17 protein-coding genes are annotated in these 26,009 nt (G+C 67.0%); 10 read left to right on the plus strand and 7 right to left on the minus strand.

Annotation, left to right across the window (positions count from 1 at the left end):
• Positions 1 to 55 precede the first annotated feature (55 nt).
• Positions 56 to 1,507 carry an N-acetylmuramoyl-L-alanine amidase gene (locus N825_RS13790; RefSeq protein WP_051512338.1) on the minus strand — a complete coding sequence of 484 codons (1,452 nt, stop codon included), beginning with the start codon at positions 1,505 to 1,507 and terminating at the stop codon, positions 56 to 58.
• A 546-nt stretch (positions 1,508 to 2,053) separates the two neighbouring features.
• Here N825_RS13790 and N825_RS13795 point away from each other — a divergent pair.
• On the plus strand, positions 2,054 to 5,731 hold the full coding sequence (locus N825_RS13795) for an Rne/Rng family ribonuclease (RefSeq protein ID WP_084164715.1): 3,678 nt from the start codon (positions 2,054 to 2,056) through the stop codon (positions 5,729 to 5,731).
• Between the two features lie 449 nt (positions 5,732 to 6,180).
• Here the strand turns inward: N825_RS13795 and N825_RS13800 are convergent, their stop codons facing one another.
• Positions 6,181 to 7,065: a LysR family transcriptional regulator gene (locus N825_RS13800; protein ID WP_037452624.1), complete on the minus strand. Its 885-nt coding sequence runs from the start codon at positions 7,063 to 7,065 to the stop codon at positions 6,181 to 6,183.
• 116 nt (positions 7,066 to 7,181) lie between these two features.
• On the opposite strand from N825_RS13800, the gene N825_RS13805 reads away from it, so the two are divergent.
• From N825_RS13805 to N825_RS13820, 3 genes are read left to right on the plus strand one after another with little or no spacing between them, the layout of a single operon-like run.
• Entirely contained in the window at positions 7,182 to 7,643 is a 462-nt protein-coding gene (locus N825_RS13805; protein ID WP_037452626.1) for a VOC family protein, read from the plus strand.
• A gap of 51 nt (positions 7,644 to 7,694) precedes the next feature.
• On the plus strand, positions 7,695 to 8,663 hold the full coding sequence (locus N825_RS37895; RefSeq protein ID WP_084164743.1) for an SDR family NAD(P)-dependent oxidoreductase: 969 nt from the start codon (positions 7,695 to 7,697) through the stop codon (positions 8,661 to 8,663).
• Between the two features lie 41 nt (positions 8,664 to 8,704).
• Complete coding sequence (locus N825_RS13820) at positions 8,705 to 9,550, plus strand: oxidoreductase (RefSeq protein ID WP_037452629.1); 846 nt, start codon at positions 8,705 to 8,707, stop codon at positions 9,548 to 9,550.
• 285 nt (positions 9,551 to 9,835) lie between these two features.
• On the opposite strand, the gene aspS is transcribed toward N825_RS13820, so the two are convergent.
• Complete coding sequence (gene aspS / locus N825_RS13825; RefSeq protein ID WP_051512340.1) at positions 9,836 to 11,701, minus strand: aspartate--tRNA ligase; 1,866 nt, start codon at positions 11,699 to 11,701, stop codon at positions 9,836 to 9,838.
• 206 nt (positions 11,702 to 11,907) lie between these two features.
• Here aspS and rnd point away from each other — a divergent pair, with 206 nt between their 5' ends.
• Positions 11,908 to 13,086, plus strand: coding sequence for a ribonuclease D (gene rnd, locus N825_RS13830; protein WP_037452631.1), 1,179 nt, complete (start codon positions 11,908 to 11,910; stop codon positions 13,084 to 13,086).
• Between the two features lie 18 nt (positions 13,087 to 13,104).
• Here rnd and N825_RS13835 read toward each other — a convergent pair whose 3' ends face one another.
• Both N825_RS13835 and N825_RS13840 read right to left on the minus strand, forming a co-directional pair.
• Positions 13,105 to 14,622, minus strand: coding sequence for a Ppx/GppA family phosphatase (locus N825_RS13835; RefSeq protein WP_037453053.1), 1,518 nt, complete (start codon positions 14,620 to 14,622; stop codon positions 13,105 to 13,107).
• Between the two features lie 60 nt (positions 14,623 to 14,682).
• Entirely contained in the window at positions 14,683 to 16,830 is a 2,148-nt protein-coding gene (locus N825_RS13840) for an RNA degradosome polyphosphate kinase (protein ID WP_037453055.1), read from the minus strand.
• Positions 16,831 to 16,996: 166 nt separating this feature from the next.
• On the opposite strand from N825_RS13840, the gene N825_RS13845 reads away from it, so the two are divergent.
• The 3 genes from N825_RS13845 to N825_RS13855 all read left to right on the plus strand — a co-directional run bounded on the left by N825_RS13845 (position 16,997) and on the right by N825_RS13855 (position 21,247).
• On the plus strand, positions 16,997 to 17,527 hold the full coding sequence (locus N825_RS13845) for a SixA phosphatase family protein (RefSeq protein WP_037452634.1): 531 nt from the start codon (positions 16,997 to 16,999) through the stop codon (positions 17,525 to 17,527).
• Between the two features lie 63 nt (positions 17,528 to 17,590).
• Positions 17,591 to 19,225, plus strand: coding sequence for a CYTH and CHAD domain-containing protein (locus N825_RS13850; protein WP_051512341.1), 1,635 nt, complete (start codon positions 17,591 to 17,593; stop codon positions 19,223 to 19,225).
• Between the two features lie 45 nt (positions 19,226 to 19,270).
• Positions 19,271 to 21,247 carry a M1 family metallopeptidase gene (locus tag N825_RS13855; RefSeq protein WP_037452637.1) on the plus strand — a complete coding sequence of 659 codons (1,977 nt, stop codon included), beginning with the start codon at positions 19,271 to 19,273 and terminating at the stop codon, positions 21,245 to 21,247.
• A gap of 192 nt (positions 21,248 to 21,439) precedes the next feature.
• On the opposite strand, the gene N825_RS13860 is transcribed toward N825_RS13855, so the two are convergent.
• Both N825_RS13860 and N825_RS13865 read right to left on the minus strand, forming a co-directional pair.
• Positions 21,440 to 21,889, minus strand: a complete 450-nt coding sequence (locus N825_RS13860; RefSeq protein ID WP_037452639.1) for a DNA polymerase III subunit chi — start codon at positions 21,887 to 21,889, stop codon at positions 21,440 to 21,442.
• A gap of 46 nt (positions 21,890 to 21,935) precedes the next feature.
• Positions 21,936 to 23,441 carry a leucyl aminopeptidase gene (locus N825_RS13865; RefSeq protein ID WP_037452641.1) on the minus strand — a complete coding sequence of 502 codons (1,506 nt, stop codon included), beginning with the start codon at positions 23,439 to 23,441 and terminating at the stop codon, positions 21,936 to 21,938.
• A gap of 260 nt (positions 23,442 to 23,701) precedes the next feature.
• Here N825_RS13865 and lptF point away from each other — a divergent pair, with 260 nt between their 5' ends.
• Both lptF and lptG read left to right on the plus strand, forming a co-directional pair.
• Complete coding sequence (lptF, locus tag N825_RS13870) at positions 23,702 to 24,826, plus strand: LPS export ABC transporter permease LptF (protein WP_051512342.1); 1,125 nt, start codon at positions 23,702 to 23,704, stop codon at positions 24,824 to 24,826.
• Positions 24,827 to 24,833: 7 nt separating this feature from the next.
• A complete protein-coding gene (gene lptG, locus N825_RS13875; RefSeq protein WP_037452643.1) occupies positions 24,834 to 25,928 on the plus strand; it encodes an LPS export ABC transporter permease LptG in 1,095 nt (364 codons plus the stop codon).
• Positions 25,929 to 26,009: the final 81 nt, after the last annotated feature.

The following is a 26,009-nucleotide window of genomic DNA, read 5'->3' on the forward strand; positions in this document are numbered from 1 at the left end:
GGGACCAAACCCACTTGGAGATCAATCTAGCAGATCGAATGGGGCGATGTTGAGGTCAAGACCTGCCGACGCCGGACTTTGCCGCGAAATATCGGTCGATGCTCCGCAGGATTGAACGCGCGATGCGGTCGCGGTGTTCCGCCTGCCCCAGCAAACGCGCGTCCTGGGGACTTGACAGGTAGCCAAGTTCCATCAGCACCGAGGGGGTGTCGGGGGCCGTCAGCACGGCGAACCCGGCGGACCGGTGCGGCCGCGGCACCAGCTTGGTGTGGCGCCCGACCTCGCCGACCAGGATGTTGGCCAGACGCCGCGACTGGTTCATGGTGTCGCGCTGCGCCAGGTCGATCAGGATGCTGACGACCTCGTCGTTCTCCGCCGTCAGGTTGATCCCGCCCAGCGCGTCGGCCCGGTTCTCGCGCGCCGCCAGCATGTCGGCCTCCTTGTCCGACGCCTTGTCGGACAGGGAATAGATCGACATGCCGCGCATGTCGCTGCGGCCGATCGAGTCGGCGTGAAGCGAGATGAACAGGTCCGCCTCCGCCTCGCGGGCCAGCGCAACCCGGTCGCGCAGGCGCAGGAAGACATCGCTGTCCCGCGTCATCACGACGCGGTAGCGACCCGTCGCGGTCAGCTGGTCGCGCACCGCGCGGGCCATGGCGAGCGTGATGTCCTTCTCGTATTCCCCAGTCACGCTGATCGCGCCGGGATCGATCCCGCCATGGCCCGGGTCCAGCGCCACCACCCGGCGGGCGTCGGTCCGCGGCCCCGGCCGCTTCGGCGGCAGCGGCACCGCGCCCCCACCCAGCGCCGCCAGGGTCGCCGAAACCGTTCCGTCATCGGCCGCGGTTCGCGGACCCGAGGGCAGCCTCGGCGGGATGATCGCCGCGTCCATCGGGGATAGGGTGACCGCCGCCGTGTCGGCGGGAGGTTCGGGAAGCCGGGCCACCGGCCTGCCCGAATTCGAAATGGTGGCGACCGGAACGGTGTAGGCGGGGGCGGCTGGCGGGGAGACCCGCTCCTGGACGGCGCGCGAGACGTCGCCTCCCGTCGACGTGACGACCCTGTTCAGGTCACCAGCGAAGGCGCCAGCGCTGACCGACTCGAGATCCACCACCAGCCGGGGCTGTCTGCCGTCGCGTGTGGGGATCAGGAAGGCCTCGCGGACGCGCGTGGGGCCGGCGGTTTCGATCACCAGACGCAGGGTTCCCGGCTGGTTGGGTGCGTAACGGTAACCCCGGATCAAGCCAGCGGTGGCGGCTCCCCGGTTGGCCGAGGCGTCCCAATCCATCTCGGGCAGGTCGACGACGACGCGGTAGGGATCCGGCAGCGTGAAGATCCGGAAATCGACGGCCTCGGAGACTTCCATCACGAACCGGGTTTTGTCCGGGTGCACGCCCAGCCGCGCGTCGATCACGGCGGGACGAGCCATCGCCTGCCCCCCGAGGGCGACGACCAGCCAGAAAGTGGCGAGTACCAGGAACAGCGCGCGCAGCGTCGGCCTCCGCAAGGGCTTTATTGATACACTTCGAGGTAGATATACCCGAAAGAAATCAAAGAGTTCAAGCAAGATCATCAGAAACCGCATGATTTCACCCACCCTGATCGCCCACCGCTTCCCGCCCCACCGCGAGGCCGGCCCCACCACCGCCGGCTGCAACCGGGTGGTTGAACGGCAACACGGCTTCACGACAATTCTGTGATTGAGGAAAGTCCCGCCCCCCATTATGGTAAGGGTGCGACATACCGCATTCCGCCGATCCCTTCTTGGGAAAGGCGGCGTCGCCTTCGGGTAACGCGCTGCCAATCCTTGGTTTTTTCGGGCAGCGCACCGGCCGGGTGACGCTTACGGAACCTGCGGTGGAGGAGAAACCTTGAAGCTGGCTTTGGCCCCGACGGGCCGGAGCCCGGCGTCCGGTGCACCGCCCGTCCTGGCTGCTGTGGAAAGCGCCGTTAGACGATCAGGTGGGTACCGTGCCGAACGCTTCGCCTTTGACGATGACGCGCCGCCACCCGTGAGTCGCGCGGGGGCCCGGCGGCGTCATGAGGTAGACATATGGCAAAGCGCATGTTGATTGACGCGACGCATTCCGAGGAGACTCGGGTCGTCGTCGTCAGTGGTAACAAGCTGGACGAGCTCGATTTCGAAATCGCCAGCAAGAAGCAGTTGAAGGGTAATATCTACCTGGCCAAGGTGACGAGGGTGGAGCCATCGCTCCAGGCGGCCTTCGTCGAATACGGTGGCAATCGCCACGGTTTCCTGGCCTTCTCCGAAATCCACCCCGACTATTATCGGATCCCCGTCGCGGACCGCGAAGCGCTGCTCGCCCAGGAGCGTGACCTGGAAGAGCGCGAGGACACGATCGGGTCCGATATCGAGATGGGCGATCCCCGACCCGGCCGCGGTGCCCGCCGGCATGGACGCTCCGAGTCGTTCGGCGACCACCGCAACGACCCCGGTCAGAATTCCGGACCGAGCCAGGGATCCGAGTCGACCGTGAGCGAGGCTGGCGGCTCCGATCAGCCGCCCTCCGAGGCGTCCCCCGCCGGAACGGCGGATGTCGGTGGCGACCAGCCGCCGTACGAGAGCGCCCCCTCCGATGCGGTGCCGACGCCGGACCACGCTCCGGCCGAGAACTTCCAGCAGGCCCCAGCCCCCGCTCCCCATGCGCCGGACGATATTCCGGAGGACTGGTTCGCCCCGGACGAACGGGCTCCCGACGCCACGCCGGAGCCCGAACAGGGTGGCGGTGACCAAGCTGGCGGCGAGCAGGACCCGGACGGATCGGGCGACGACGGCAAGCCGACGACCTACCAGCCGGCCAGCCTGCCCCGCGACGAGCGGAGCGAGCCCTACGACCCGAACGCCAATTTCCCCGAGGATGCCCAGCCGCAAGCGGCGGCCGCTCCCTCGGTGGATGACGCCATCCATCAGGAATCGACGCAGCCTCCGGCTCCCGCCGTCGAGTTCGGCGCCGGCGCCGAGACCGAGGCGCCGCACCAGGGGTACGGCGACGACTCGGACGCCTCAGACCGCTATGACCGCCAGGACGGGACCACCGAGGCCGGCGACAGCGAGGGCGATGGCCAGCGCTCCCGGCGCGGCCGCGGCGAGGACCGCCGGGTCCAGCGTGGCCGCGGCGGCGATGGCGAGGAGAACTCGGTCGACGATCTCGGCGGCGACGAGGCGGAGGACGTCCAGCGCCGCCGGCCCCGCCCGCTGCGCAGCTACAAGATCCAGGAAGTCATCAAGCGCCGGCAAATCCTGCTGGTCCAGGTGGTCAAGGAGGAGCGCGGCAACAAGGGCGCCGCCCTGACGACCTACCTGTCCCTGCCCGGCCGCTATTGCGTGCTGATGCCCAACACCGGGCGCGGCGGCGGCATTTCCCGCAAGATCACCAACCCGCAGGACCGCAAGCGCCTCAAGGAGATGCTGTCGGATCTGGACATCCCCGAGGGCATGGCGGTGATCCTGCGCACGGCGGGAATGGAGCGGACTAAACCCGAGATCAAGCGCGACCTCGAATACTTGCTCAGGTTGTGGGACAGCATCCGCGACCTGACGCTGCAGTCGAGCGCCCCCGCGCTGATCTACGAGGAAGCCAACCTGATCAAGCGGTCGATTCGCGACCTCTACACCAACGACATCGACGAAGTGCATGTCGAGGGCGAGGCCGGCTTCCGCGTGGCCCGCGACTTCATGCACATGCTGATGCCGAGCCACACCCGCAAGGTCCACCTCTATCAGGACGAGACGATCCCGCTGTTCTTCCGCTACCAGGTTGAAAGCCAGATCGACGCGATCCATAGCCCGGTCTGCCAGCTGAAGTCCGGCGGCTACATCGTGATCAACCAGACCGAGGCGCTGGTCGCGATCGACGTCAACTCCGGCCGTTCGACCCGCGAGCGGAACATCGAGGAGACGGCGTACAAGACCAACCTGGAGGCCGCCGACGAGGTCGCCCGCCAGCTTCGGCTGCGCGATCTGGCCGGCCTGATCGTGATCGACTTCATCGACATGGAGGACGCGCGCAACAACGCGGCCGTCGAGCGTCGCATCAAGGAGGCGATGAAGAACGACCGGGCGCGCATCCAGCTCGGCCGCATCTCGCCGTTCGGGCTCCTGGAGCTGTCGCGCCAGCGGCTGCGCCCGAGCCTGATGGAGACCAATTTCGAGAAATGCCCGCACTGCGCCGGCACCGGAATGGTCCGCTCGATCGAATCGGCCGCCCTGTATGTCCTTCGCGCCATCGAGGAGGAGGGCATCCGCAAGCGGTCCAGTGAGATCACGGTCCATGTCGCGACCAAGATCGCGCTGTACATCCTCAACCAGAAGCGCGACGCGCTGGCCGATATCGAGCGCCGCTACGCCTTCCGCGTCTTCCTGTTCGCCGACGACACCCTGATCCCGCCGGAATTCCGGCTGGAGCGGATCAAGGCGCGCCAGGCCGGCGAGGAGATCGCGCCGGTGATCAGCCCGGAGAGGATCTACGCGGAGACCGACCGCCTGCTCGAGCGCCAAGCCGAGGAGGACGAGGTCACCGAGGTCGAGGAGGCCGCCGAAGCCGTCGAGGCTTCGGAAGCCGAGGCCGCCACCTCCGCCGCCGCTCCCCAGGAGCAGACGGAGGAACGGGGCGACCGCCGCCGCCGCCGGTCCCGCCGCCGCCGCAGGTCCGACGACCGGTCAGAGGCCCGGACGGACGATCAGGGCGACGAGGATCGCGAGGAGACCGCCGAGGATCAGGCCGACGAAACCGCGCTCGACCAATCCGCCGAGGACTTCGACGGCGACGCCGAGACGAATGGCGATGACGACGCGGACGACGGCGACGACACCGAGGATGGCGAGGGCGGCACGTCGGACGAGACCGACGCCAACGGCCTCCGCAAGAAGCGCCGCCGCGGCAAGCGTGGTGGACGTCGGCGCGGTCGTGGCCGGGGCGAGGGCGAGTTCGAGAACGGCTTCACCGAGGACGGTGACCAGCCGGGCGAGCCCCAGGACCAGCCAGGTGCCGAGCCAGCGCCGGTTTCCGTTCCAGAGCCGGTGGCGGCGCGGGTGCCCGAGACGACGTACTACGACGATCTGGGCGACCCGTTCGGCGATATCGGACTGCCGCCGCACGCTCCCGAGCCTGAACCAGAAGCCCAGCCCGAACCAGCACCGGTCGCGGAGCAGCCGCAAGCCGAGCCTGTCGCGGAGGAGATAGCACCCGTGACCGTGGGTGATCCCGCGATCCCGGCGGAGATCGTCGCCGACATCGCGGCGGTACCGGCTGCCCCCGAGCCCGCGCCGGAGCCAGTGACCGAGGAGCCGGTCGCCGAGGCGCCTGCGGTGATCGAACCCGCCTTGGTCGAGCCGCCGGCCAAGCCGGCGCGCAAGAAGGCGGCGCCGCGCAAGAAGAAGGTGGTCGAGCCGGTCGCGGAAGCCGCCGCTCCGGAAGCGCCCGCCGTTGCCGAGGCTCCGGTCACCGAGCCCGCCGCCGCCGCCGAACCGCCCGCCAAGCCGGCGCGCAAGAAGGCGGCGCCGCGCAAGAAGAAGGTGGCCGCCGTGGTCGAGGAGGCGCCGGCTCCGATCGCCGAGCCGCAGGAGCCGACGCCAGCGCTGGCGCCAGCCGAGCCAACTCCCGAGCCGGTGGCCGAAACGGCCGTCCAGCCGGAGGAGGTTGCCCCGGTCGCCGACGAGTCGGCCGAGGAGTCCAAGCCCGCCCGCAAGGGTTGGTGGAACCGCGGCTAACGGCTTCGGCCACATCGGACGCGTTAATCAACATAGGGTGCGATCCTATCGGATCGCACCCTATGCCATACCAGCCGGATGCCGGTCCGCACCGGGCGGCTCGAGGGATTGATGTCAGGCGGGTCTTGGCGGTCCCATCTGGTCGGCCCATTTTATCGTGAGAACGGTGGTGGGGAGAATCCCGCTGTTGCGCCACCAGCGGCGGCCGTTGGCGGCCAAAGGCGGAGGTGACGGCGCTCTTGGCCTCGTTCACTGTCAGGTGAAGCTGGCCGAGGAGACGCCGCTGCAGGACCCGCCCGCCGCCCCCTGATTGAACCGCATCCGCTTCATGGCCCACGGAAGGTTCTCTCACGCCAGGACCGCGTTCAGCGGTCCCGGAACAGCGAGTCACCACAAACGCCGACCCGCCAGCCATAGCCGCCATGTGTCGGAAATTTTCGGCTCCGAGATCAAACGCGTAGCGCCTCGATCACCGCGCGCAGGCCCGCCGACATGAACTTGCGCGTCGGGTAGTAGAGATACAGCCATTCCATCGGCGCGCTCCAGGACGCCAAGCACTCGACCAGCCGACCGTCCGCGATGTGGGGACGCGCCCTCTCCTCCCAAACATATGCGAGACCGACCTCCGACAGAGCCGCTTCGACCATGAGTTCGTGATCGTCAAGCGAGAGCGGCCCGGTCGGTTCGAACTCGATGATCCTTCCCGCCTGGGAGAACTCCCAGGGATACGGCGCCCCGCTCGGGTAGATGTTGCGGATGCAGACATGGTTGCGAAGGTCTTCGGGAGACTTCACCATCGGGTGCCGCTCGAAGTATCTCGCCGACCCCACGACCGCGAAGCGCAGGAGCGGCTTGATCTTCACCGCCGTCATTCCCTCTCGGAGGCTCTCGCCAAGTCGGATGCCAGCATCGAAACCCTCGTCGACGATGTCGACCAGTCGGTCGGTCGCGACAATCTCGAGCTCGAGTTTGGGGTTCCGCGCCATCAGCGGGGCCATGACGGATCGGAAGACGAAGGGAGCGACGGAGTTCGGCGCATTGATGCGCACCTTGCCGAAAGGCGTGTCGCGGAACTGGTTGAGCGCATCGACGGCCGAACCGATGTCTCCAAAGGCCGGCGAGAGCTGGGACAACAGCATCGCCCCCGCGTCCGTCAGGTTCACGCTTCTTGTCGTCCGGTTCAGCAGGCGGATGCCGACCCGCGCTTCCAGATTGCTAACCGCGTGACTGAGCGCGGACGCGGTGACGCCGCGCTCCTCGGCGGCGCGACGAAAGCTCCGGTGCCGTGCGACGGCGTCGAAGGCGGCAAGTTCCGATAGGTCTGTCGCTCGCATTGATGAATCTCGCTCAGTATCGATGCGAGGATTGGCCGTCTAATCCTTCATGTCAAGAAGGCGCAGATTTCTCCTCGTGACCCGGCAAGGCGCCGGACCGACCAAGGAGAAAACCAATGGCCGACTTCATTCCTCCCGCACACAAGACCGCATCGCCCTTCGCCGACATGCGTGGTCACCACGTGGCCGTCCGCACACCCGACCTCGAGACAGCCAAGCGCTGGTATGTCGAGAAGCTCGACTTCCGCGTCGTGGCCGAGTGGGATTACGCCGATGAACGGCTTGCCTACCTCGCTCCAGCAACCGACGACCATTTCCACGTCGAAGTCCTTGGCGGAGGCGAGCCGGCACCGGTGGACGTCCGCCCCTACACCGACCTCGGCGACAGCCTCAAGTACGCGGGTTACCACCACTTCTGCCTGAACGTCGCGAGTGTTGTCGACACGGTCGAAGAACTGCGCCGCCGCGGCGTCACGATCGTCACCGAGCCGTTCGAGCTTCCCGCCATCAGCCGCCGTCTGGCTTTCTTCCGCGATCCGTTCGGCAATCTGATCGAACTGGCGGAAGTCCTCGCCTGATCATTCCACATCGCCGGCGCTTCAAGCGCCGGCCGTTCCGGGGAAATGTCCATGTCAAAGTCCATCATCATCGTCGGCGCGGGTTCCGGTATTGGCCAGGCGGTCGCCGAACGGTTCGGTCGCGAAGGCTGGAGCGTCGTCCTGATCGCCCGCAATGCGGACCGGTTGTCCGCAATTGTCGCCGAGTTGGAAACCCAAGGTATCAGAGCATTCGCGCTGCCGGCCGACGCGTCCCGTCCCGAAGCCATCCGCGCGGCCCTCGCCGAGGCGGAACGCCTTACGGGCAAACTGACCGTCGTGCACTTCAACGCCGCTGTCGTGCGCCAGCAGGATTTGTTCAGCATGAGCGACGATGAGGTCGTAAGCGATCTCGCCATCAACGTGGCGGCCGGTCTCCACACGATCCGTGCGGCCGTCGAACGCTTTGGCGACGCCGGTGGCACCATTCTCGTGACGGGCGGCGGCCTAGCGCTCGCGCCCCATGCCGACTACGCCAGCCTTGGACTCGGCAAGGCGGCGCTGCGCAATGTCGTCGAGGGATTGGCGGCACCCTTGGCGAGCCGGGGTACCCGTATCCGGCTGGCGACCGTGGCGACCCTCGTCGATCCAGGATCGAAAGAAGCGGCGGACGTCGCGGACATATTATGGGCGAAGTCCGCCGATCCGGCGGAGCCCTGGGAGACGATCTATCCGTCGGCCGTTTCGAACGCCGAGGCTGGCGATCGACTGACCGTGGTCGCGCGTCTCACCGCCAAACCCGATCAGGCCGAAGCGCTCGGCGAAGCCCTGCGGGGCCTCGTCGAACCGACCTTGGCTGAAGCGGGCTCGATCGAATACCGACTGCACCGGGACATCGACGACCCGAACATCTGGATCCTCTACGAAACATGGCGCTCGCGGGCCGATCTCGATGCGCATTTCGCGCAGCCATACACGAAAACCGTCCTCGACCGCTTCCCGGAACTGCTGGCCCGCGACGCGGAGCTGACATTCCACACCCCGATCCCTCCGCGCTCGTAGCGGGACAGGCCACCATCACGAACAACGATAGGATTCCCCCAATGAAGGTCTGGTTCATCACTGGAGCGTCGCGCGGCCTCGGCGCCCTTGTCGCCCGGAAGGCCTTAGAACAAGGCGACGCGGTAGTCGCCACCGCCCGCGATCCGAAGGCGGTCACCGATCGCTTCGGCGAGCATCCAAACCTGCTGGCAGTCGCCTTGGACGTTACGGACGAGGCGCAGGCAAATGCGGCGGCCGAGGCCGCTGTGAACCGCTTCGGCCGCATCGATGTCCTCCTCAACAATGCGGGTTTCGGGCTGATGGGTGCGGTGGAGGAAGCGACCGCCGCCGAGGTGGAGACCGTGTACCGCACGAACGTCTTCGGCCTGCTGACGGTGACGCGAGCCGTGCTGCCTCACATGCGCCGCGCGAGGTCGGGCCGCATCCTCAACATCTCCTCGATCGGCGGGTACCGAGGTGCCGCAGGCTTCGGCGTCTACTCCTCCACGAAGTTCGCCGTCGAGGGACTGAGCGAGGCCCTGCATGACGAACTCGCGCCGCTGAGCATCCATGTCACCGTCGTCGAACCCGGCTACTTCCGCACCGACTTTCTCGACGCCTCGTCGTTGTCGGTCAGCCCGACGATCATCGCGGACTACGCCGAGACGGCCGGCAGGGTTCGCGCGGTCGCCGCGGAACTGAGCCATAACCAGCCCGGCGACCCGAACAGGCTCGCGGAGGTGCTGGTGGCTTTCGTAGACGCTCCCCATCCGCCCGTCCGACTTCCACTCGGCAGCGACACCGTCGCGGCGATCGAGGATAAGCATCGGAGGGATTCCGCGATCCTCGATGAATGGCGCGCGGTCTCCGCGTCGACCGACTTCGGCGCGGACCAGGTGCGTCGCTGATATGGACAAGGATCACCGCAACGGTGATCATGGCGAGAGGGTTGACGGCGCGCTTCTCGCGCTCGCCCTCGTCGGCACCGCCTCGTATCCGGTTCTTGTTCGTCGACCCGCGGCTTCGATCCACGCTTCCTTCCCACGATCGGTTGCCCTTCCGCGGTTGCGCTTCACTTCATTCGCCGTGACCAGCTTGTGGCGGGACTCACACCCGCTAGAGAACGCCCATGCTGGGCGCACACGAGAAAAGCCGCCGCCCCGGTTCCAAGCCGAAGCGGCGGAGCCCCCGTATCAGGCCCCCTTGGGCGACACGGTGTCCTCGGGCGTCGGCGGCACCGCCCCGGGTGCCGGGGCCGCGACCTTGGGCTTCGGCAGGTCGAGCTTGATCGACAGCTCCTTCAGCCGTTCCGACGGCACGGGGGCCGGCGCCTGCATCAGGAGATCCTCGGCGCGCTGGTTGAGCGGGAAGACGATGACCTCGCGGATGTTCGGCTCGTCAGCCAGCAGCATGACGATGCGGTCGATACCAGGGGCCGAGCCACCGTGCGGCGGCGCTCCCAGCTTCATGGCGGACAGCATGCCACCGAACCGGGCTTCCAGTTCCTCCGGCGGATAGCCCGCGATCGAGAACGCCTTGTACATCACCTCCGGCAGGTGGTTCCGGATGGCGCCCGACGACAGCTCGATGCCATTGCAGACGATGTCGTACTGATAGGCGTTGATCGTCAGCGGATCCTGGTTCTCCAGTGCGTCCAAGCCGCCCTGCGGCATCGAGAACGGGTTGTGGCTGAAGTCGATCTTGCCGGTCTCCTCGTCGCGCTCGTACATCGGGAAGTCGACGATCCAGCAGAACCTGAACGCGTTCTTCTCCACGATATCCAGGTCGTCGGCGATCTTGGTCCGCGCCAAGCCCGCCAGCTTGGCCGCCGGGGCCGGCTGGTCGCAGACGAAGAAGACGGCGTCGCCCTCGTTCAGGCCGACGGTCTCGCGAAGGGCCGCCTGCGCCGCCTCCGGCACGAACTTGGCGATGGGGCCCTTGCCGCCGGCCGCCTCGAACAGGATGTAGCCGAGCCCCGGTGCGCCCAAGCCCCGCGCCCAGTCGTTCAGCTTGTCGAAGAAGCTGCGCGGCTTGTCGCCGACGTTCGGCGCGCGGATGGCCCGGACCACGCCACCCTTGGCGATCACCGACTTGAACGCCTTGAACTCGACGTCGTCCCGCTCGAACACCGCCGTCACATCGGTGATGACCAATGGGTTGCGCAGATCCGGCTTGTCGTTGCCATACTTCAGCATCGATTCGGCATAGGGGATGCGCGGGAACGGGAACGGCGTCAGCTCCGGCTTGACTGGACGGCGGAAGCCGCCGAACTCGTCGAAGATGCCGTGGAGCACCGGCTCGATCGCGGCGAAGACGTCCTCCTGGGTCACGAACGACATCTCGAAGTCGAGCTGGTAGAACTCGCCAGGGCTGCGGTCGGCGCGGCTGTCCTCGTCGCGGAAGCAGGGTGCTATCTGGAAGTAGCGGTCGTAGCCGGCCATCATCAGCAGCTGCTTGAACTGCTGCGGCGCCTGGGGCAGCGCGTAGAACTTGCCGGGGTGCATGCGGCTAGGCACCAGGAAGTCGCGCGCACCCTCCGGGCTGCTCGCGGTCAGGATCGGCGTCTGGAACTCGTTGAAGCCCTGCTCGATCATGCGGCGGCGGACCGACGCGATCACCTGCGAGCGCAGCAGGATGTTCTGCTGCATCTTCTCGCGCCGGAGGTCCAGGAAGCGGTAGCGGAGGCGGACCTCCTCGCCGGCGTCGGCGTCGCTGTTGACCTGGAGCGGCAGCTGCTCGGCGGCGCTCTGGACCACCAGCTCCTGGATCTGGACCTCGATCCTGCCGGTCGGCAGCTTCTCGTTCGTGGTCTCGGGGGTACGGCGGACGACCTTGCCGGTGACGGTGACAACCGATTCCAGACGCAGCCCTTCGGCCACCGGGAACAGCGGGCTGGAGCTGTCGATCACGCACTGCGTCATGCCGTAGTGGTCGCGCAGGTCGATGAACATCAGCTGACCGTGGTCGCGCTTGCGATTGATCCAGCCCGACAGGCGCACGATCTGGCCGGCATCGGTATCGCGCGGGGCACCGCAGGTGTGGGTCCGATAGGGATGCATGAGTGGCGCACCTTGAAATAGCAGTTGTCGGCGCCGCCATGACAAGGACGGCGGCGCCGGATCGGCCAGGGCGACATGCCTGGGCTTCAGCCCGGGGTCCGGCCCTGGAGGTTGGATGATGGCGCAGAAGCACATGGATGCAAGCGCGTTGTCAAGTTGAAGCAGCCCCGCTTTTCCAGGGGCTCCGGGTGTTGTATGACTGTCCCATGACCCTTATTTCGACCACAGCCGATCTGGAGGCGTTGTGCGAACGTCTGAAGTCGGCGGACTACATCACCGTCGACACCGAATTCATGCGGGAGAAGACGTTCTGGCCCAAGCTTTGCCTGATCCAGATCGCTGGACCGGATGAGGCGGTCGCGATCGATCCCCAGGCGGATGGCATCGATCTGACGCCGTTGTTCAACCTGATGGCGGACCAGTCCGTCCTCAAGGTGTTCCACGCGGCGCGCCAGGACGTGGAGATCTTCCACAATCTGGCGGGCGCCATTCCCAAGCCGCTGTTCGACACCCAGGTCGCGGCCATGGTCTGCGGCTTCGGCGACAGCGTCGGGTACGAAACCCTGATCGCGAAGCTGGCGGGCGCCAGGGTCGACAAATCATCGCGCTTCACCGACTGGTCGGCCCGGCCGCTGACCGAGCGCCAGCTGACCTATGCCCTGTCCGACGTGACCCACCTCCGACCGGCCTACGAGAAGCTGAAGCGGCGGCTGGTCCGCACCGGCCGCGCCAGCTGGCTGGACGAGGAGATGGCGGTCCTGACCGATCCCGCGACCTACAAGGTCGAGCCGGACGAGGCCTGGAAGCGGCTGAAGGTGCGGACCGACAAGCCGCGCTTCCTCGCCATCCTGAAGGAGGTCGCGGCGTGGCGCGAGCGCGAGGCCCAGCGCAATGACATTCCGCGCTCCCGCGTGCTGCGCGACGAGGCCCTGCTGGAGATCGCCTCGCACGCCCCGACCTCGGTCGACGATCTGGCGCGGACCCGGGGTCTTGGCCGGAGCGTGGCGGAAGGCCGCTGGGGCTCCGAATTGCTGGCCGCCGTCGAGCGCGGCATCGCCACTCCGGTCGACGCCTGCCCGACCGGCGAACCGCGCGCCGAACTGCCGCCCGGCCTGGCGCCGATCGTCGAGCTGCTGCGCGTGCTGCTGAAGATGAAGTGCGAGGACGAGGAGGTCGCGACCAAGCTGGTCGCCAGCTCCAGCGACCTGGAGGCCATCGCCGCCGACGACGACGCCCCGGTGCCAGCACTCAAGGGCTGGCGCCGCGACATGTTCGGCGACGCGGCCCTCGCCCTCAAGCATGGCCGGGTCGGTCTGGCGATCGAGGACAAACGCGTCAGGCTCGTGCCGATCGGCGTCCCGGCGGAGGACGGCGCGGCCAGCTGAGGCCCGCGCCGCCTACTCTTATCTCGGCGGATTGGACACCGCGACGGCACCCCGGCGGTTCAGCCCCTTGGCGACAACGTCGAGCCGGCGCTGGACCGAATCGCCGATCAGGACCCGGGCATCCTCCGGGATGGTCAGGGTCAGCGTCTCCTCGTCCACCGTCAAGCTGGTCCGCTGAAGCAGGGTGGCGACGCCGCCGGTCAGGGTCTGGGCCAACCGGAGCGCCAGACCCAGGATCGCCGCCTTGGCAGCCACTCCCTCCCGGACCAGCCCGCGGGCGACGGCAGTCAGCGGATCGTCGGGCCGTCCGCCGTAGCGCGCGAAGGCGACCAGCGCCAGGAACGCCCGCTCGTCATGATCGATCCCGGCGAAGGGCATGCGCAGGATGCGCAGATAGGCGTGCTCGGCCCTGTAGTCCGGGTGTTCCGACCAGCCGAGATCGCTCAGCAGACAGGACGCGCGGCGCAGGCGGGCCGAAGGCTCGTCCTCGCCGGCGAACAGCGACGCCGTCCAGTTCGTGATGATCTCGCCCTGGTCGAAGCGGCCGATCCGTTTCGCCAGCCCGGCGCAGGCGCTGATCAGGGGGTCCTTCTGGCGCTCGCTGGCGTCCAGCATGTCGAACAGCAGTCCCTCGCGCAGGCCATGGGCGGAGAACACGACCGTGGAGGGCTGGACGGTCGCCAACAGCCGCTCCAACGCCAGCGCCGCGAATGGCAGGGTGTCGGAGCGCCGCCGCGACACCCCGGACAGCTTGTCCACGGCGGGTCGGCCGAGCCTGGAGATTTCCCCCGCGAAGGCGCGCAGTTCCTCGCCACCGACGGTATAGTGGTGGATGATGTGCAGCGGATGGTTCACCCGCTCCATGTGCAGCTTCGCCAGCGCGCGCCAGCTTCCTCCCACCGGATAGAACGGCCTGCCCTTGTGCTGGGCCAGCCAGGGCAGCGCCTTGAGGTGCTGGTCGATGACGCGGGTCGCCGCCGGTAGCTTGCCGCCGCAGGATTCGACCAGCCTCAGCGGCCCCAGCGGCATGGTCACCTGCGGCCCGATGACGCCCCGGTCCAGCCCGACCAGTTCCAGGCTGCCGCCTCCCAGATCGCCCATCAGCCCATCCGCTCCCGGCGTTCCGGACAGCACCCCCATGGCCGAAAGCCGGGCCTCCTCCTCCCCCGCGATGGTTCGGACGGTCAGCCCGGTGCGCGCCTCGATCTCGCGGACGAAATCGGCGCCATCGCTGGCGTCGCGCACCGCCGCCGTCGCCAGCACGTCGACACGGGCGACATCCATGCCGTCGATCAGGCGTGCGAAGCGACCGATGTTGTCCAGCGCCAGGGTCACCCCCTCGGGGTTCAAGCGCCCCGTCCGCTCCACCTTGCGGCCGAGGCCGCACATGATCTTCTCGTTGAACAGCGGGACGGGCGCCCGATGAAGTCCGTCATAGACGACCAGCCGGATCGAATTGGAGCCGATGTCGATCACGGCGATTCGTTCGGATCGCATCAGGTCGGTGGCCGGACGCCGATCGAGGGTAAGGGTCATGTCGTGGAGCCCGTGGCGCATTGAAACGATCTGTTCTGAATGGCGGCGCTGGATGACGCGCTACTTGGATTGCAGGACCAGCCGGGGTGGAATCCGGGCGCCGGTGGTGGCGCTGCCCCGGCCGGACAGGCTGGGATTGGTCATGAAATAGGTATGGGCACTGAAGGCGTCCTTGTCGATGCCGACTCGCTGGTAGCTTCCGTCGGACGACAGGTACCAACTCTGTGCCTCATCCTTCAGGTTGGCGACCATGATCTGGTCCAGGATCTGCTGGTGAACCGTCGGGTTCTCGATCGGGACCAGCGTCTCGATCCGCCGATCCAGGTTGCGCGGCATCCAGTCGGCCGACGAGATGAACACCTTGGCCTCGGACGACGGCAAAGTGTGTCCATTGCCGAAGCAGATGACGCGGCTATGCTCCAGGAAGCGCCCGACGATGCTCTTGACCCGGATGTTGTCCGATAGGCCCGGCACGCCTGGCCTCAGGCAGCAGATGCCACGGATCACCATGTCGATCTGCACGCCCTCGCCCGACGCCTGGTACAGCTTGTCGATCAGGCGCGAATCAACCAGCGAGTTGAGCTTCAGCCAGATGCGGCCCGGCTTGCCGGAGCGGGCGAAGGCGATCTCCCGGTCGATCATGTCGACCAGCTTCTCGCGCAGCGCCAGCGGGGCGATAGCGATCTTCTTCAGCGATTTGGGCGTCGCGTAGCCGGTCATGTAGTTGAACATGAACGCGGCGTCATGACACAGGCTGGGATCGCAGGTGAAGAAAGACAGGTCGGTGTAGATCTTGGCGGTGATCGGGTGATAGTTGCCGGTCCCGAAGTGGACATAGCTGCGCAGGCCCTTGGCCTCGCGCCGAACCACCAGCGAGACCTTGGCATGGGTCTTGAGGTCGACGAAGCCATAGACCACCTGCGCGCCCGCGCGTTCGAGGTCGCGGGCCCACTGGATATTCGCCTCCTCGTCGAACCGGGCCTTCAACTCGACCAGCGCGGTCACGGTCTTGCCGGCGTCGGCGGCCTCGACCAGCGCCGCGACGATGGGCGAGTTCTTGCTGGTGCGGTACAGCGTCTGCTTGATCGCGACCACCGAAGGATCGCGCGCGGCCTGCCGCAGGAACTGGACGACGACGTCGAAGCTCTCGTAGGGGTGGTGGACGACGATGTCCTTGTGCCGGATCGCCGCGAAGCAATCGCCGCCGAAATCGCGGATCCGTTCGGGAAAGCGCGCGTTGTAGGGCGGAAAGACCAGATCCGGCCGCTCGTCGATGATCAGCTGCTTGGTGTCGGACAGCCCGATCAGCCCCTCCAGCACGAACACGTCGTCGTTGTTGACGTGAAGCTGGTTGCGCAGGAACTCGCGCAGGTCGGGGGCCATGCCGATATTGACCGCCAGTCGGATCACGCTGCCCCGGCGCCGCCGCTTCAGGGCGCTCTCGAAGGTGCGGACCAGATCCTCCGCCTCCTCGTCGATCTCCATCTCGCTGTCGCGCAGGACGCGGAAGACGCCATGCCCGGTCAGCTTGAACGGGGCCGGAAAGATGCGGTCGAGGAACAGCAGGACCAACTGCTCGATCAGCACGAAGCGGACATCCGATCCCGGCAGGCGGATGAACCGCTCCAGCTGCGACGGCATCGGCAACAGGGCGTCCAGGTTCTGGCTGCGGTCCGGATCGTAGAGCTGGAGCGCCAGGCTGAAGCCGAGATTGGGGATGAACGGGAACGGATGGGCTGGATCGACCGCGATCGGGGTCAGGATCGGGAAGATGTCGTCCAGGAAGCGCGCTTCCAGCCAGTCGATCTCGCTGTCGGTCAGTTCGCTCGGATCGACCACGCTGATGCCGGCGTCGCGCAGGTCCTTCCGGATCGTCCGCCAGCCGTTCTGCTGGTCGCGCATCAGCTCGATCACGCGCTGGTTGACGGCCGACAATTGCTGGGCCGGGCTCAGGTTGTCATCGGAAAGCGTCGTGATGCCGGCGCGGACCTGCGCCTTGAGACCGGCGACACGGACCATGTAGAATTCATCGAGGTTGCTGGCCGAGATCGACAGGAAGCGCAGCCGTTCCAGCAAGGGATGATTAAGGTTCAGCGACTCTTCGAGGACCCGCTGGTTGAACGCCAACCACGACAGTTCACGGTTGATGAACCTGTCCGGAGAGTTGGGATCGATCTCGGGTAATTCGATTTCCTGCGCGCTGGTCACGGCTGCCTCGGGCTCGAACAAGGGATTGGAGGGTCACGATAGCGTGACTCGGTTACGGTTTGACAGTCGATCCGTAGCGAAATCGCAATGTTCTCGACGTATCCCGGTCTCCCGAGTCATCCTGCGTCCCGCGAATAGGGACAGTAGAGGGCGCTCGTCAAACACAATGAAGACACTCCACCTGCTGCGTCACGCCAAGTCGGGCTGGGACGATCCCGACATGCCGGATCACGATCGCCCCTTGGCGCCCCGCGGCGCCCGGGCGGCGACGCTGATCGGCCGCCATCTCCTGGCTCGGGGCTTCCATCCCGATCTCATCCTGTGTTCCACCGCCAAACGGGCCGGCGATACGCTGGATCTGGTGCTGTCCCAGCTGGGAGGTGGAGTGGAGGAGCTCCCATTCAAGATATCGCGCGAGCGCGGCCTCTATCTCTGCGGCGAGCGCGCGTTGCTCCATCGGCTGCGCCAATTGCCCGATGACGTGACCAGCGTCCTGCTGGTCGCCCACAACCCCGACCTCCAATATCTGACGCGGGAACTGGCGGGAACCGGCGACGAGGCCGACCTCCGCTCGGTGGCGGGCAAGTTTCCGACAGGGGCGCTGGCGGAGCTGACCTTCGACATCCACGGGTGGAGCGACATCGGACCGCGGACTGGAACGCTGCTCCGGCTGGTCCTTCCTAAAAATTTAACTTAACGATCAGCCCAGGGACGGGTATTGACCCTTATCAAGTCGGCGACCCGTGAGGCTTTTCCCCCCTTGCCAAAGAACCGCGACAGCGCGATTTCCAAAGCCTCGGCGTCCCCTCCGACGGACCGCCCCGCCACTGGCGTGGGCGCGCGGGAGATCGAGCTGAAACTTCACGTGGCGCCCGGCGATCTAACGCGTCTCGCGAGGCACCCGGCCCTTATCGGCCCGCGGAATGGGACGGCCTCCAGCCAGCGTCTCCACACCATCTATTTCGACACGCCGGACAGACGCTTGGCGGCCCATGGCGTGGCCTTGCGGGTGCGGCGCCAGGGTCACAACCATGTCCAGACCGTCAAGACGCTGAACGCCGGCGCCCCCGGCGACGCGGCGGCGGTCGCGATCCGACGCGAGTGGGACTGGCCGATCCCGAGCGAGGACCCCGACATCTCCCTGCTCACCGTGGAAAGCGTCCGCGAGCTGGTGCCCCAGGATGCCTTGCCCGACATCCAGCCTCTCTTCGTTACCGACTTCCAGCGCACCACCCTTCTGGTCCGCCCCGACCCCCTGACGGCGATCGAGGTCGCCTTGGACACCGGCGAGATCCGGGCCGGCGTGACCCACCGACCCATTAGCGAGATCGAGTTGGAGTTGAAGGCCGGATCGATCACCGCGTTGTTCGACCTCGCCTTGCGGATACAGCGCATCGTTCCCCTCCGCATCGGGACGGAAAGCAAGGCGGAGCTGGGCTTCGCGCTGGTTACGGGCACCCTGCCCCAGCCCTCCAAGTCGCAGCCGCTGGCACTGACACCGGCGACCACCGTCGCCGAGGGATTCCGCCACATCGTCCGCAACTGCATGGGGCATGCGCTCGCCAATCAGGCCAGCGTGATGGCGGTGGCCCACGACCCCGCCGTCGGCGACGAGGGTGTCCACCAGATGCGGGTGGCGCTGCGCCGCCTGCGCTCGGCGCTGGGCTTGTTCGACGAGGTCGTGGCCTCTCCCGACGCGGACTCCATGAGGAACGAGGTCAAGTGGCTGGCGAACCGGCTCGGTCCCGCGCGGGACTGGGACATCCTCGACACGGCGTTCTTCGCTTCGTACGCCGAGAAGAAGGGTAACGACAAGGGCGTCAGGCTGCTCGCCCAAGCCATCACCCAATCCCGCGGTTCGGCCCGGGCCCACGCGATCGAGGCGCTAAGGGCGCCGCGGCACACCACGCTGATGCTGGGTCTGGGAAGCTGGCTGGAATCGGGCCGCTGGAACGAGGACGCCGATGCCGGGGTCAGGGAGCTGCTGACCAAACCGATGGCGGACCTCGCTGGGGGCTGGCTCGCCACCCGGCACCGCAAGTCGCTCAAGGCCGGGCGCCAGATCCGCAAGCTGGACGACGATCGTCGACACCAATTGCGCATCAGCTTCAAGAAGTTGCGTTACGCGGTGGAGTTCTTTCGCGGCATCTATCCGGCACCGGCGGTTCGCCCCTATCTTGAGGCGATCGAAACTTTGCAGGACCTGCTCGGCCAACTCAACGACGCAGCCACCAGCCGCCGGCTGATCGAGGCGATCGGGGCTGAATCCGGAAGCGACGTCAAGGCGGCGGCCAAGGAGTTCAAGGAATGGCTCGACCGCAAGACACGGCGCCAGCTGACCGAACTGCCCGACCGCTGGCGTGATTTCGAGAAGGTCCAGCCGTTCTGGGGGTGAGCGGCGGGCGCTCGCCGCCGACCCCCAGAACATCGGGAGCCCCGCATGACAGGCTGGTCGCGAACACCTCTCCTCCCACTCCGCCTATTGCTGGCCACACTGGTGCCCATCCCGGCCCTCGCCGCGACCTTTCCCGAGGTCGGTCACGACATCGACGCGCGCCTGGATCCGGCGGCGCGTCGGCTGGAGGTGACAGACGAGATCACGCTGACCGGCGATGGCACGCTGGAGTTCCGCTTGTCACCGCGGTTCGCCCGCCCGAGTGTCGAGATCGACGGTGCCGCCATCGAGATCGCGGGTAACCCCGACGGCTGGCGCGTGCCGATCCAGGGGACCGGCGAGAAGCGGGTGACGATCACCTATTTGGGCCCACTCGCTCCGCTTGATGCTGGCGGTGGCCCGTTCGGTGGCGAGGAAGCGGGATCCAGCCCGATGGGAAGCTTCCTTCCGGGCGGTGCGGCGTGGCTGCCGGTGATCGACGCGGAGCGCGTCGCCTATCGATTGACGGTGCGGGTTCCCGCTGGTTTCCGCGCCGTGGCGACCGGCACCCTGATCGAGGAGACGCCAGAGCATACCGTCTACTCCGCCGCCCCCGCCTTCGAGGAGCCATCACTGTTCGTCGGCCCGTGGGACATGCGGGAGCGATGGGCGGGAAACCTCCGGCTGAGGACCTATTTCGAACCCGATCTAGCCGGATTGTCGGATGATTACCTCCAAGTCGCCGAAGACCAGATCAAGCGGTTCTCCGACCTGATCGGGCCCTATCCGTTTCAGGGCTTCTCCATCCTGTCGGCTCCCCTTCCCGTCGGGCTGGGCTTCGCCGGCCTGACCTATATCGGCCGCCAGGTGCTGCCGCTGCCCTTCATGCGCGGCCAATCCCTCCCCCACGAGATCCTGCACAACTGGTGGGGCAATGGCGTCCGGGTCGATTACGCCACCGGCAATTGGTGCGAGGGACTGACGACCTACATGGCCGACTATGGCCTGACGGCGGAACGCGATCCCGAGGCGGCGCGAGAAATGCGGTTCGGCTGGTTGCGCGACTACGCGGCCCTGCCGGAGGAGCGCGATGGATCGCTCGTCGACTTCAAGGCGCGGGTCCATGGCGCCGCCAAGATCATTGGCTACGACAAGTCGGCCTACCTGTTCCTGATGCTGCGCGACAGGCTCGGCGACGACGCCTTCGACCGCGGCATCCGGCTGTTCTGGGAACGGCATCGCCTTCGGCAAGCCGGCTGGTCCGACCTTCGCGCGGCGTTCGAGGCCACGTCGGGCCAGGAACTGGGCGAGTTCTTCCACCAGTGGGTGGCGCGGACCGGGGCCCCCAGGCTGCGCCTGGACGAAGCCACGACCAAGCGGACCCGTGGCGGCCACGCCCTCACCGTCAGGATCGGCCAGGGCTCGCCGACCTATCGGCTCGACGTGCCGGTGGTGATCGAGACGGCCGGCGGCAAGCTCCGGCGCACCATCGCCTTGGATGGCCTGGAGACCACCGCGACCCTCGATCTGGACGCCGAACCGGTGGCGATCGCCCTCGATCCGGATTACCGCCTGTTCCGTCATCTGGCACCTGGGGAAGCCCCACCGATCCTGCGCGACGTCACCCTCGATCCGCGAACCAGACTACTGCTGGTGGGCCCCCACCAGGATGCCGCGCGGGAGTTGGCCGGCCGCCTGATGGACGCCGGCGCCACCGCCGGGCGGCCGGTGGCGGGGACGCCTCTCGCCATCATCGGGACGACCGCCGACGTGGCGGAGGCTCTGGCGGAGCATGGCTTGCGGGACGTTCCCGCGGCGCTGGGGGGCAAGGGCACGGCGCGGGTCTGGACCGCCAGCGCCGAGGGGGGAGCCCCCGTGCTGGTCGTGGCGGCGGACGACCGCGCCAGCCTGGAGGCGCTGCTGCGCCCCCTGCCCCATTACGGTCGCCAGAGCTATCTGGTCTTCCAGGGCCGCGAGGCGGTGGACCGCGGCGTCTGGCCCCCCGGCGCCAGCCCGCTCCGCCGCACGGTCACGGCGGAATGAAACTCAGTGTATCGAGAGCACCCAGCTGCAATCAGATCGTGCAATTCGCAGGTCGGCTATAGCGAAGCGGCAGCCGACACCCATTCCGGCGCGCCTGCTTGTCGGCTGCCGCTTCGCTATAGCCGACCTACGGTAGGAAGCAACGCCGTTACGGTGGAAAGCATTGCCGCCGCAGCCCCAAAACAGTCGACTTCAAGCCTTCTTCTCCCATCCTCCCCGGTCGGTCTGCTGCCAATAGGTCAGCGCGTGATTGTCGGCCTTGTACTGTTTCCAGCGGCGCCGGGCGGATTGAACGGCGTCGAAGTCGTTGCCGTCGAACATCTCGCAGACCAGGGTGAAGCCGTCGAGACGGTCGGTTTCGACCCCGTCGGTCAGGATCAGCACCGTGGCACCGTTGGGGTTCTCCTTCTCCGTGGTCAGCCAGATCGGCTGGTGCTCGGCGTCGCCGTCGCGGGCGCTGCCATGGGGCAGGAAGCCGAAGTCCTTATAGGTCCACAGATGCTGGGTCAGCGCCTCCACCCGCTCCTCCGACCCGGCCATGACGACGGCCCGCCAGCCGCGCTCCAGGGTCTTCTCCAGGATTTGCGGCAGGGCGTCCTCCAGCGTCTTCCGCTGAAGATGGTAGAACCGGATCTCGGTCATGTCGGATGGCCGCGCGGGAGACTGGCTACCGCGCGGCCCCCTTCCATCAGGACTCGTAAACGTCGGCGACGTAGCGGTCGAGCAGGCGCACGCCGAACGAGGTGGCGCCCTTCGGGATCGTGCCGGTATCCTTCTTCGACCAGGTCACGCCGGCGATGTCCAGGTGGGCCCACGGGACGTTGTTGACGAACCGCTGTAGGAACTGGGCGCCGATGATGCTGCCGGCGTCGCGGCTGCCCGCGATGTTCTTGACGTCGGCCGCGTCCGAGTTGATCGCCTTGTCGTAGGCGTCGTTCATCGGCATCCGCCACAGCTTCTCGCCGACCTTGCGGCCGGCCGCCGTCAGCTGCTCCGACAGGGCGTCGTCGTTGGAGAACAGCCCCGCGTGCTCCGTTCCCAAGGCCACGATGATGGCGCCGGTCAAGGTCGCCAGATTGACCATGGCGCGTGGCTTGAAGGTGTCCTGGGTGAACCACAGGGCGTCGGCCAGCACCAGCCGTCCCTCCGCGTCGGTGTTCAGCACCTCGATCGTCTGGCCCGACATGCTGGTCACGATGTCACCGGGCCGCTGGGCGCTGCCCGACGGCATGTTCTCGACCAAGCCGACGATGCCGACCGCGTTGACCTTGGCCTTGCGGCCGGCCAGCGCCTTCATCAGGCCCAGGACGACGCCGGCGCCGCCCATGTCCCACTTCATGTCCTCCATGCCGCCGGCCGGCTTGATCGAGATGCCGCCGGTGTCGAAGGTGACGCCCTTGCCGACGAAGGCGACCGGGCGCTTGTCCTCGGCGTCTGGAGCGCCGTCATACTTCATGACGACCAGATACGGCTCCTTGACGCTACCCATGGCGACACCCAGCAGCGCTCCCATGCCGAGGCTCGCCATCTGGTCCTGGTCCAGCACCTGGACCTCGACGCCCAGCGATCCCAGCTCGACGCAGCGGTCCGCCAGGGTGCGCGGATACAGGATGTTGGCCGGCTCGGAGATGACGTCGCGGGTCAGGAAGACGCCGTCGGCGACCGCCTCGCGAGCGGCGTACACCGACGCGGCGCCTTCGGCGTCGGAGGTCAGCAGGGTGATCGCCTGGAGCGACGGCTTGGCCTCCGGCTTCTCCTTGGTGCGGTACTTGTCGAACCGGTAGGAGCGCAGCTGGGCGCCGAACGCGATCTCCGCCGCGACGGTGGCCGGCGCCATCCCGCCGCCCAATTCATCGACGACGACCGTCACCTCGTCGGCGTTTTTGCCCAAGGCCGCCACAATGGCGCCACCGGCATCCTGCAAGGTCAGGTCGGTGATCTGGTCGGGCTTGCCCAGGCCGACCAGGACGATGTGGTTGAGATCGACGCCACCCGGCGCCACGACGGTCAGCAGTTCGTCCGTCTTGCCGGAGAACTTGTTGGCGGCCATCGCGCGCGTCAGCATGCCGCCGGTCTTGCCGTCCAGGTCGGTGCCGGCGGGCGTCAGCGTGCGTTCGGCCAGGACGGGTAGAACGAGCGAGCCGGATTTGGGCAGCGACACGGGAAGGGTCAGATCGGAGAACGTGAATTTCATGTCTACCCTCTTGGTTTATCACAGGCGGCCAGTTAGGGCCTTTTATCCCAACGGCAATTTCGCCGTCCCGGCACTGGGCAAATTGGCCGTCCCGGCATCGGATGGTTGTTTCGACGGCGCGTGTCCGATAAAGAACACGAGCACTACGCTGTCAAGCTACGCCGACCAGGGCTCACGCGCCACTTTCGTCCGTCGGGTGGCCGGTCGGGGTGATGCCCCGGTCATGGGACGACGGGACGGCTGGGTATAAGTTCGAGTCCATGAAACGGTTGACCGCCTATCTCCTGCGCCACCTCACGGTGGCGGCCATCTTCGTCACCGCCGGGTTGACGCTGGTGATCTGGTTGACCCAGTCGCTGCGCCTGCTCGAGATCGTGGTCGACGGTGGAGCCCCCATCTACCTGTTCCTCCAGCTGATGCTGGTCACCCTGCCGACATTCCTGTCGATCGTGCTGCCGATCAGCCTGCTGGCGGCGGTGCTGTTCACCTATAACCGGCTCACGATGGATTCGGAACTGGTGGTGATGCGTTCGGCCGGGCTGGGAACCTGGGGCTTGGCCAAGCCCGCCCTGATCCTGGCGCTGGCCGTGACGATGATCGGTTATGTCCTGACGCTCTATCTGGCCCCGGCGGCGCATCGCGAGCTGGCGCGGCTGGAAGCGTTGGCGAAAAGCGATTTTTCGACCGTGTTCCTGCGCGAGGGCGTGTTCAACGAGGCGGGTGACGGTGTCACCGTCTATGTCAGGCGTCGGATGCAGGACGGCGAGTTGCAGGGGCTGCTGATCCACGATACCCGCACGCCGGGCAAGCCGGTCACCATCATGGCCGACCGCGGCCGGACGGTGGAGGGCGAGGCCGGTACCCGGGTCGTCGTGTTCGACGGCAACCGCCAGGAGGTGGATCTCGCCACCGGCCGCATGTCCCAGCTCTATTTCGACCGTTACGCCGTGGATTTCCGCGTGTTCGAGAAACAGCTGGGCGACCGGCTGCCCGACGCGCGCGAACGGTCGACCTTCGACCTGCTGCACGCGGAGGACCATCCGGAATTGGCGCCGTTCAAGAACCGCCTGACCGCCGAATTGCACCAGCGATACACCAGCCCGGTCTTCTCCCTGGGCTTCACCATGATGGGTGTCGCGATCCTGCTGGTGGGGGAATTCAACCGGCGCGGCCAAAGCCGCAGGATCATCGCCGCGGTCGCGTGCGTGCTGGTCCTGCAGAGCTCGGCGCTGGGCATCACCAATCTGGCGGTCAACAACAACGCGTTCATCCCGCTGCTCTATGTCGTGGTGGCCATTCCCGTGCTGGTCGGCGGGTTCCTGATGCTGCGCCAGCGGCTGCGCGGCAGCCGGGCATTCCGCGCGCGGCCGGCGGCGGCGGGGTGAGGCGACCATGAGAACCTCGGCCACGCTGTCGCGCTATATCGGGCGGCAGTTCCTCCTCTATTTCTGCATGCTGTTGGGCATCCTGCTGTCGATCATCCTGCTGGTCGACACGGTGGAACTGCTGCGCCGCGCCGGCGGCAAGCCGGATGCCACCTTCTCCGTCGTCATCCGCATGGCTTTCTTCAAGCTGCCGGAAATCGGCCAGCAGGTGTTTCCCTTCGTCATCCTGTTCGCCGGCATGTTCACGTTCTGGAGGCTGACGCGCAGCCAGGAACTGGTGGTGGCGCGCGCGGTCGGCGTTTCCGCATGGCAGTTCCTGGCGCCCGTGCTGATCGTGGCGCCGCTGATCGCCATCTTCCAGGTCACGGTGATCAACCCGGTCGGTTCCGTGCTGGTCGCCCGCTACGAGAAGATGGAGGACCGCTACCTGCGCGGCCGGACCAGTTCGCTGGTGGTGTCGGGGTCGGGCCTCTGGCTCCGGCAGGTCCAGGAAAACGGGCAGGTCCTGATCCACGCCGACACCGCCGAAGCCGGCACCGCCACGCTGAAGCCGGTCAACGTCTTCATGTACGACACCAAGGGTGACTTCTCGAGCCGGATCGACGCCGCGTCGGCGACGCTGGAACGGGGACACTGGACGATCCGTGACGGCTGGCTCAACACCGGGACGGCGCCGGTCGAGCGGTTCGCCGAGTACCGGCTGAACACCGATCTGACTTTGGAACGCATCCAGGAAAGCTTCGCCTCGCCGGACAGCCTGTCCTTTTGGGAGCTGCCCGGCTTCATCAAGACGTTGCAGGACACCGGTTTCTCCGCGACCCGGCACCGCCTGCATTTCCAGTCGCTGCTGTCGACACCCCTGCTGTTCTGCGCCATGGTCCTGTTCTCGGCCGCCTTCTCGCTCCGCCAGACCCGCCGGGGCGGGACGATGATGATGGTCGCGGGCGGAGTCGTCACCGGATTCGTGCTGTTCCTGTTCAGCGACGTGGTCCGCGCCTTCGGTATTTCCGAGACGATCCCGGTGCCGCTGGCCGCCTGGGCACCGGCCGGCGCCAGCCTGCTGCTCGGCATCGCCGTACTTCTCCACCTGGAGGACGGATGATGCTAGGGATACGCCGCAAGGATCGCTCCTCGACCCTGGATATTTCGAACCCAAGACCGCCCAAAGCTTTGGAAGGGCCGA

This window comes from Skermanella stibiiresistens SB22 (assembly GCF_000576635.1).
Taxonomy (GTDB): Bacteria; Pseudomonadota; Alphaproteobacteria; order Azospirillales; family Azospirillaceae; genus Skermanella; species Skermanella stibiiresistens.

Excerpts from the sequence above, each read along its gene's own strand:
- N825_RS13795 (WP_084164715.1), top strand. The coding sequence starts at position 2,054 with ATGGCAAAGCGCATGTTGATTGACGCGACGCATTCCGAGGAGACTCGG.
- N825_RS13800 (WP_037452624.1), bottom strand. The coding sequence starts at position 7,065 with ATGCGAGCGACAGACCTATCGGAACTTGCCGCCTTCGACGCCGTCGCA.
- N825_RS13805 (WP_037452626.1), top strand. The coding sequence starts at position 7,182 with ATGGCCGACTTCATTCCTCCCGCACACAAGACCGCATCGCCCTTCGCC.
- N825_RS37895 (WP_084164743.1), top strand. The coding sequence starts at position 7,695 with ATGTCAAAGTCCATCATCATCGTCGGCGCGGGTTCCGGTATTGGCCAG.
- N825_RS13820 (WP_037452629.1), top strand. The coding sequence starts at position 8,705 with ATGAAGGTCTGGTTCATCACTGGAGCGTCGCGCGGCCTCGGCGCCCTT.
- aspS (WP_051512340.1), bottom strand. The coding sequence starts at position 11,701 with ATGCATCCCTATCGGACCCACACCTGCGGTGCCCCGCGCGATACCGAT.
- rnd (WP_037452631.1), top strand. The coding sequence starts at position 11,908 with ATGACCCTTATTTCGACCACAGCCGATCTGGAGGCGTTGTGCGAACGT.
- N825_RS13835 (WP_037453053.1), bottom strand. The coding sequence starts at position 14,622 with ATGACCCTTACCCTCGATCGGCGTCCGGCCACCGACCTGATGCGATCC.
- N825_RS13845 (WP_037452634.1), top strand. The coding sequence starts at position 16,997 with ATGAAGACACTCCACCTGCTGCGTCACGCCAAGTCGGGCTGGGACGAT.
- N825_RS13855 (WP_037452637.1), top strand. The coding sequence starts at position 19,271 with ATGACAGGCTGGTCGCGAACACCTCTCCTCCCACTCCGCCTATTGCTG.
- N825_RS13860 (WP_037452639.1), bottom strand. The coding sequence starts at position 21,889 with ATGACCGAGATCCGGTTCTACCATCTTCAGCGGAAGACGCTGGAGGAC.
- N825_RS13865 (WP_037452641.1), bottom strand. The coding sequence starts at position 23,441 with ATGAAATTCACGTTCTCCGATCTGACCCTTCCCGTGTCGCTGCCCAAA.
- lptF (WP_051512342.1), top strand. The coding sequence starts at position 23,702 with ATGAAACGGTTGACCGCCTATCTCCTGCGCCACCTCACGGTGGCGGCC.
- lptG (WP_037452643.1), top strand. The coding sequence starts at position 24,834 with ATGAGAACCTCGGCCACGCTGTCGCGCTATATCGGGCGGCAGTTCCTC.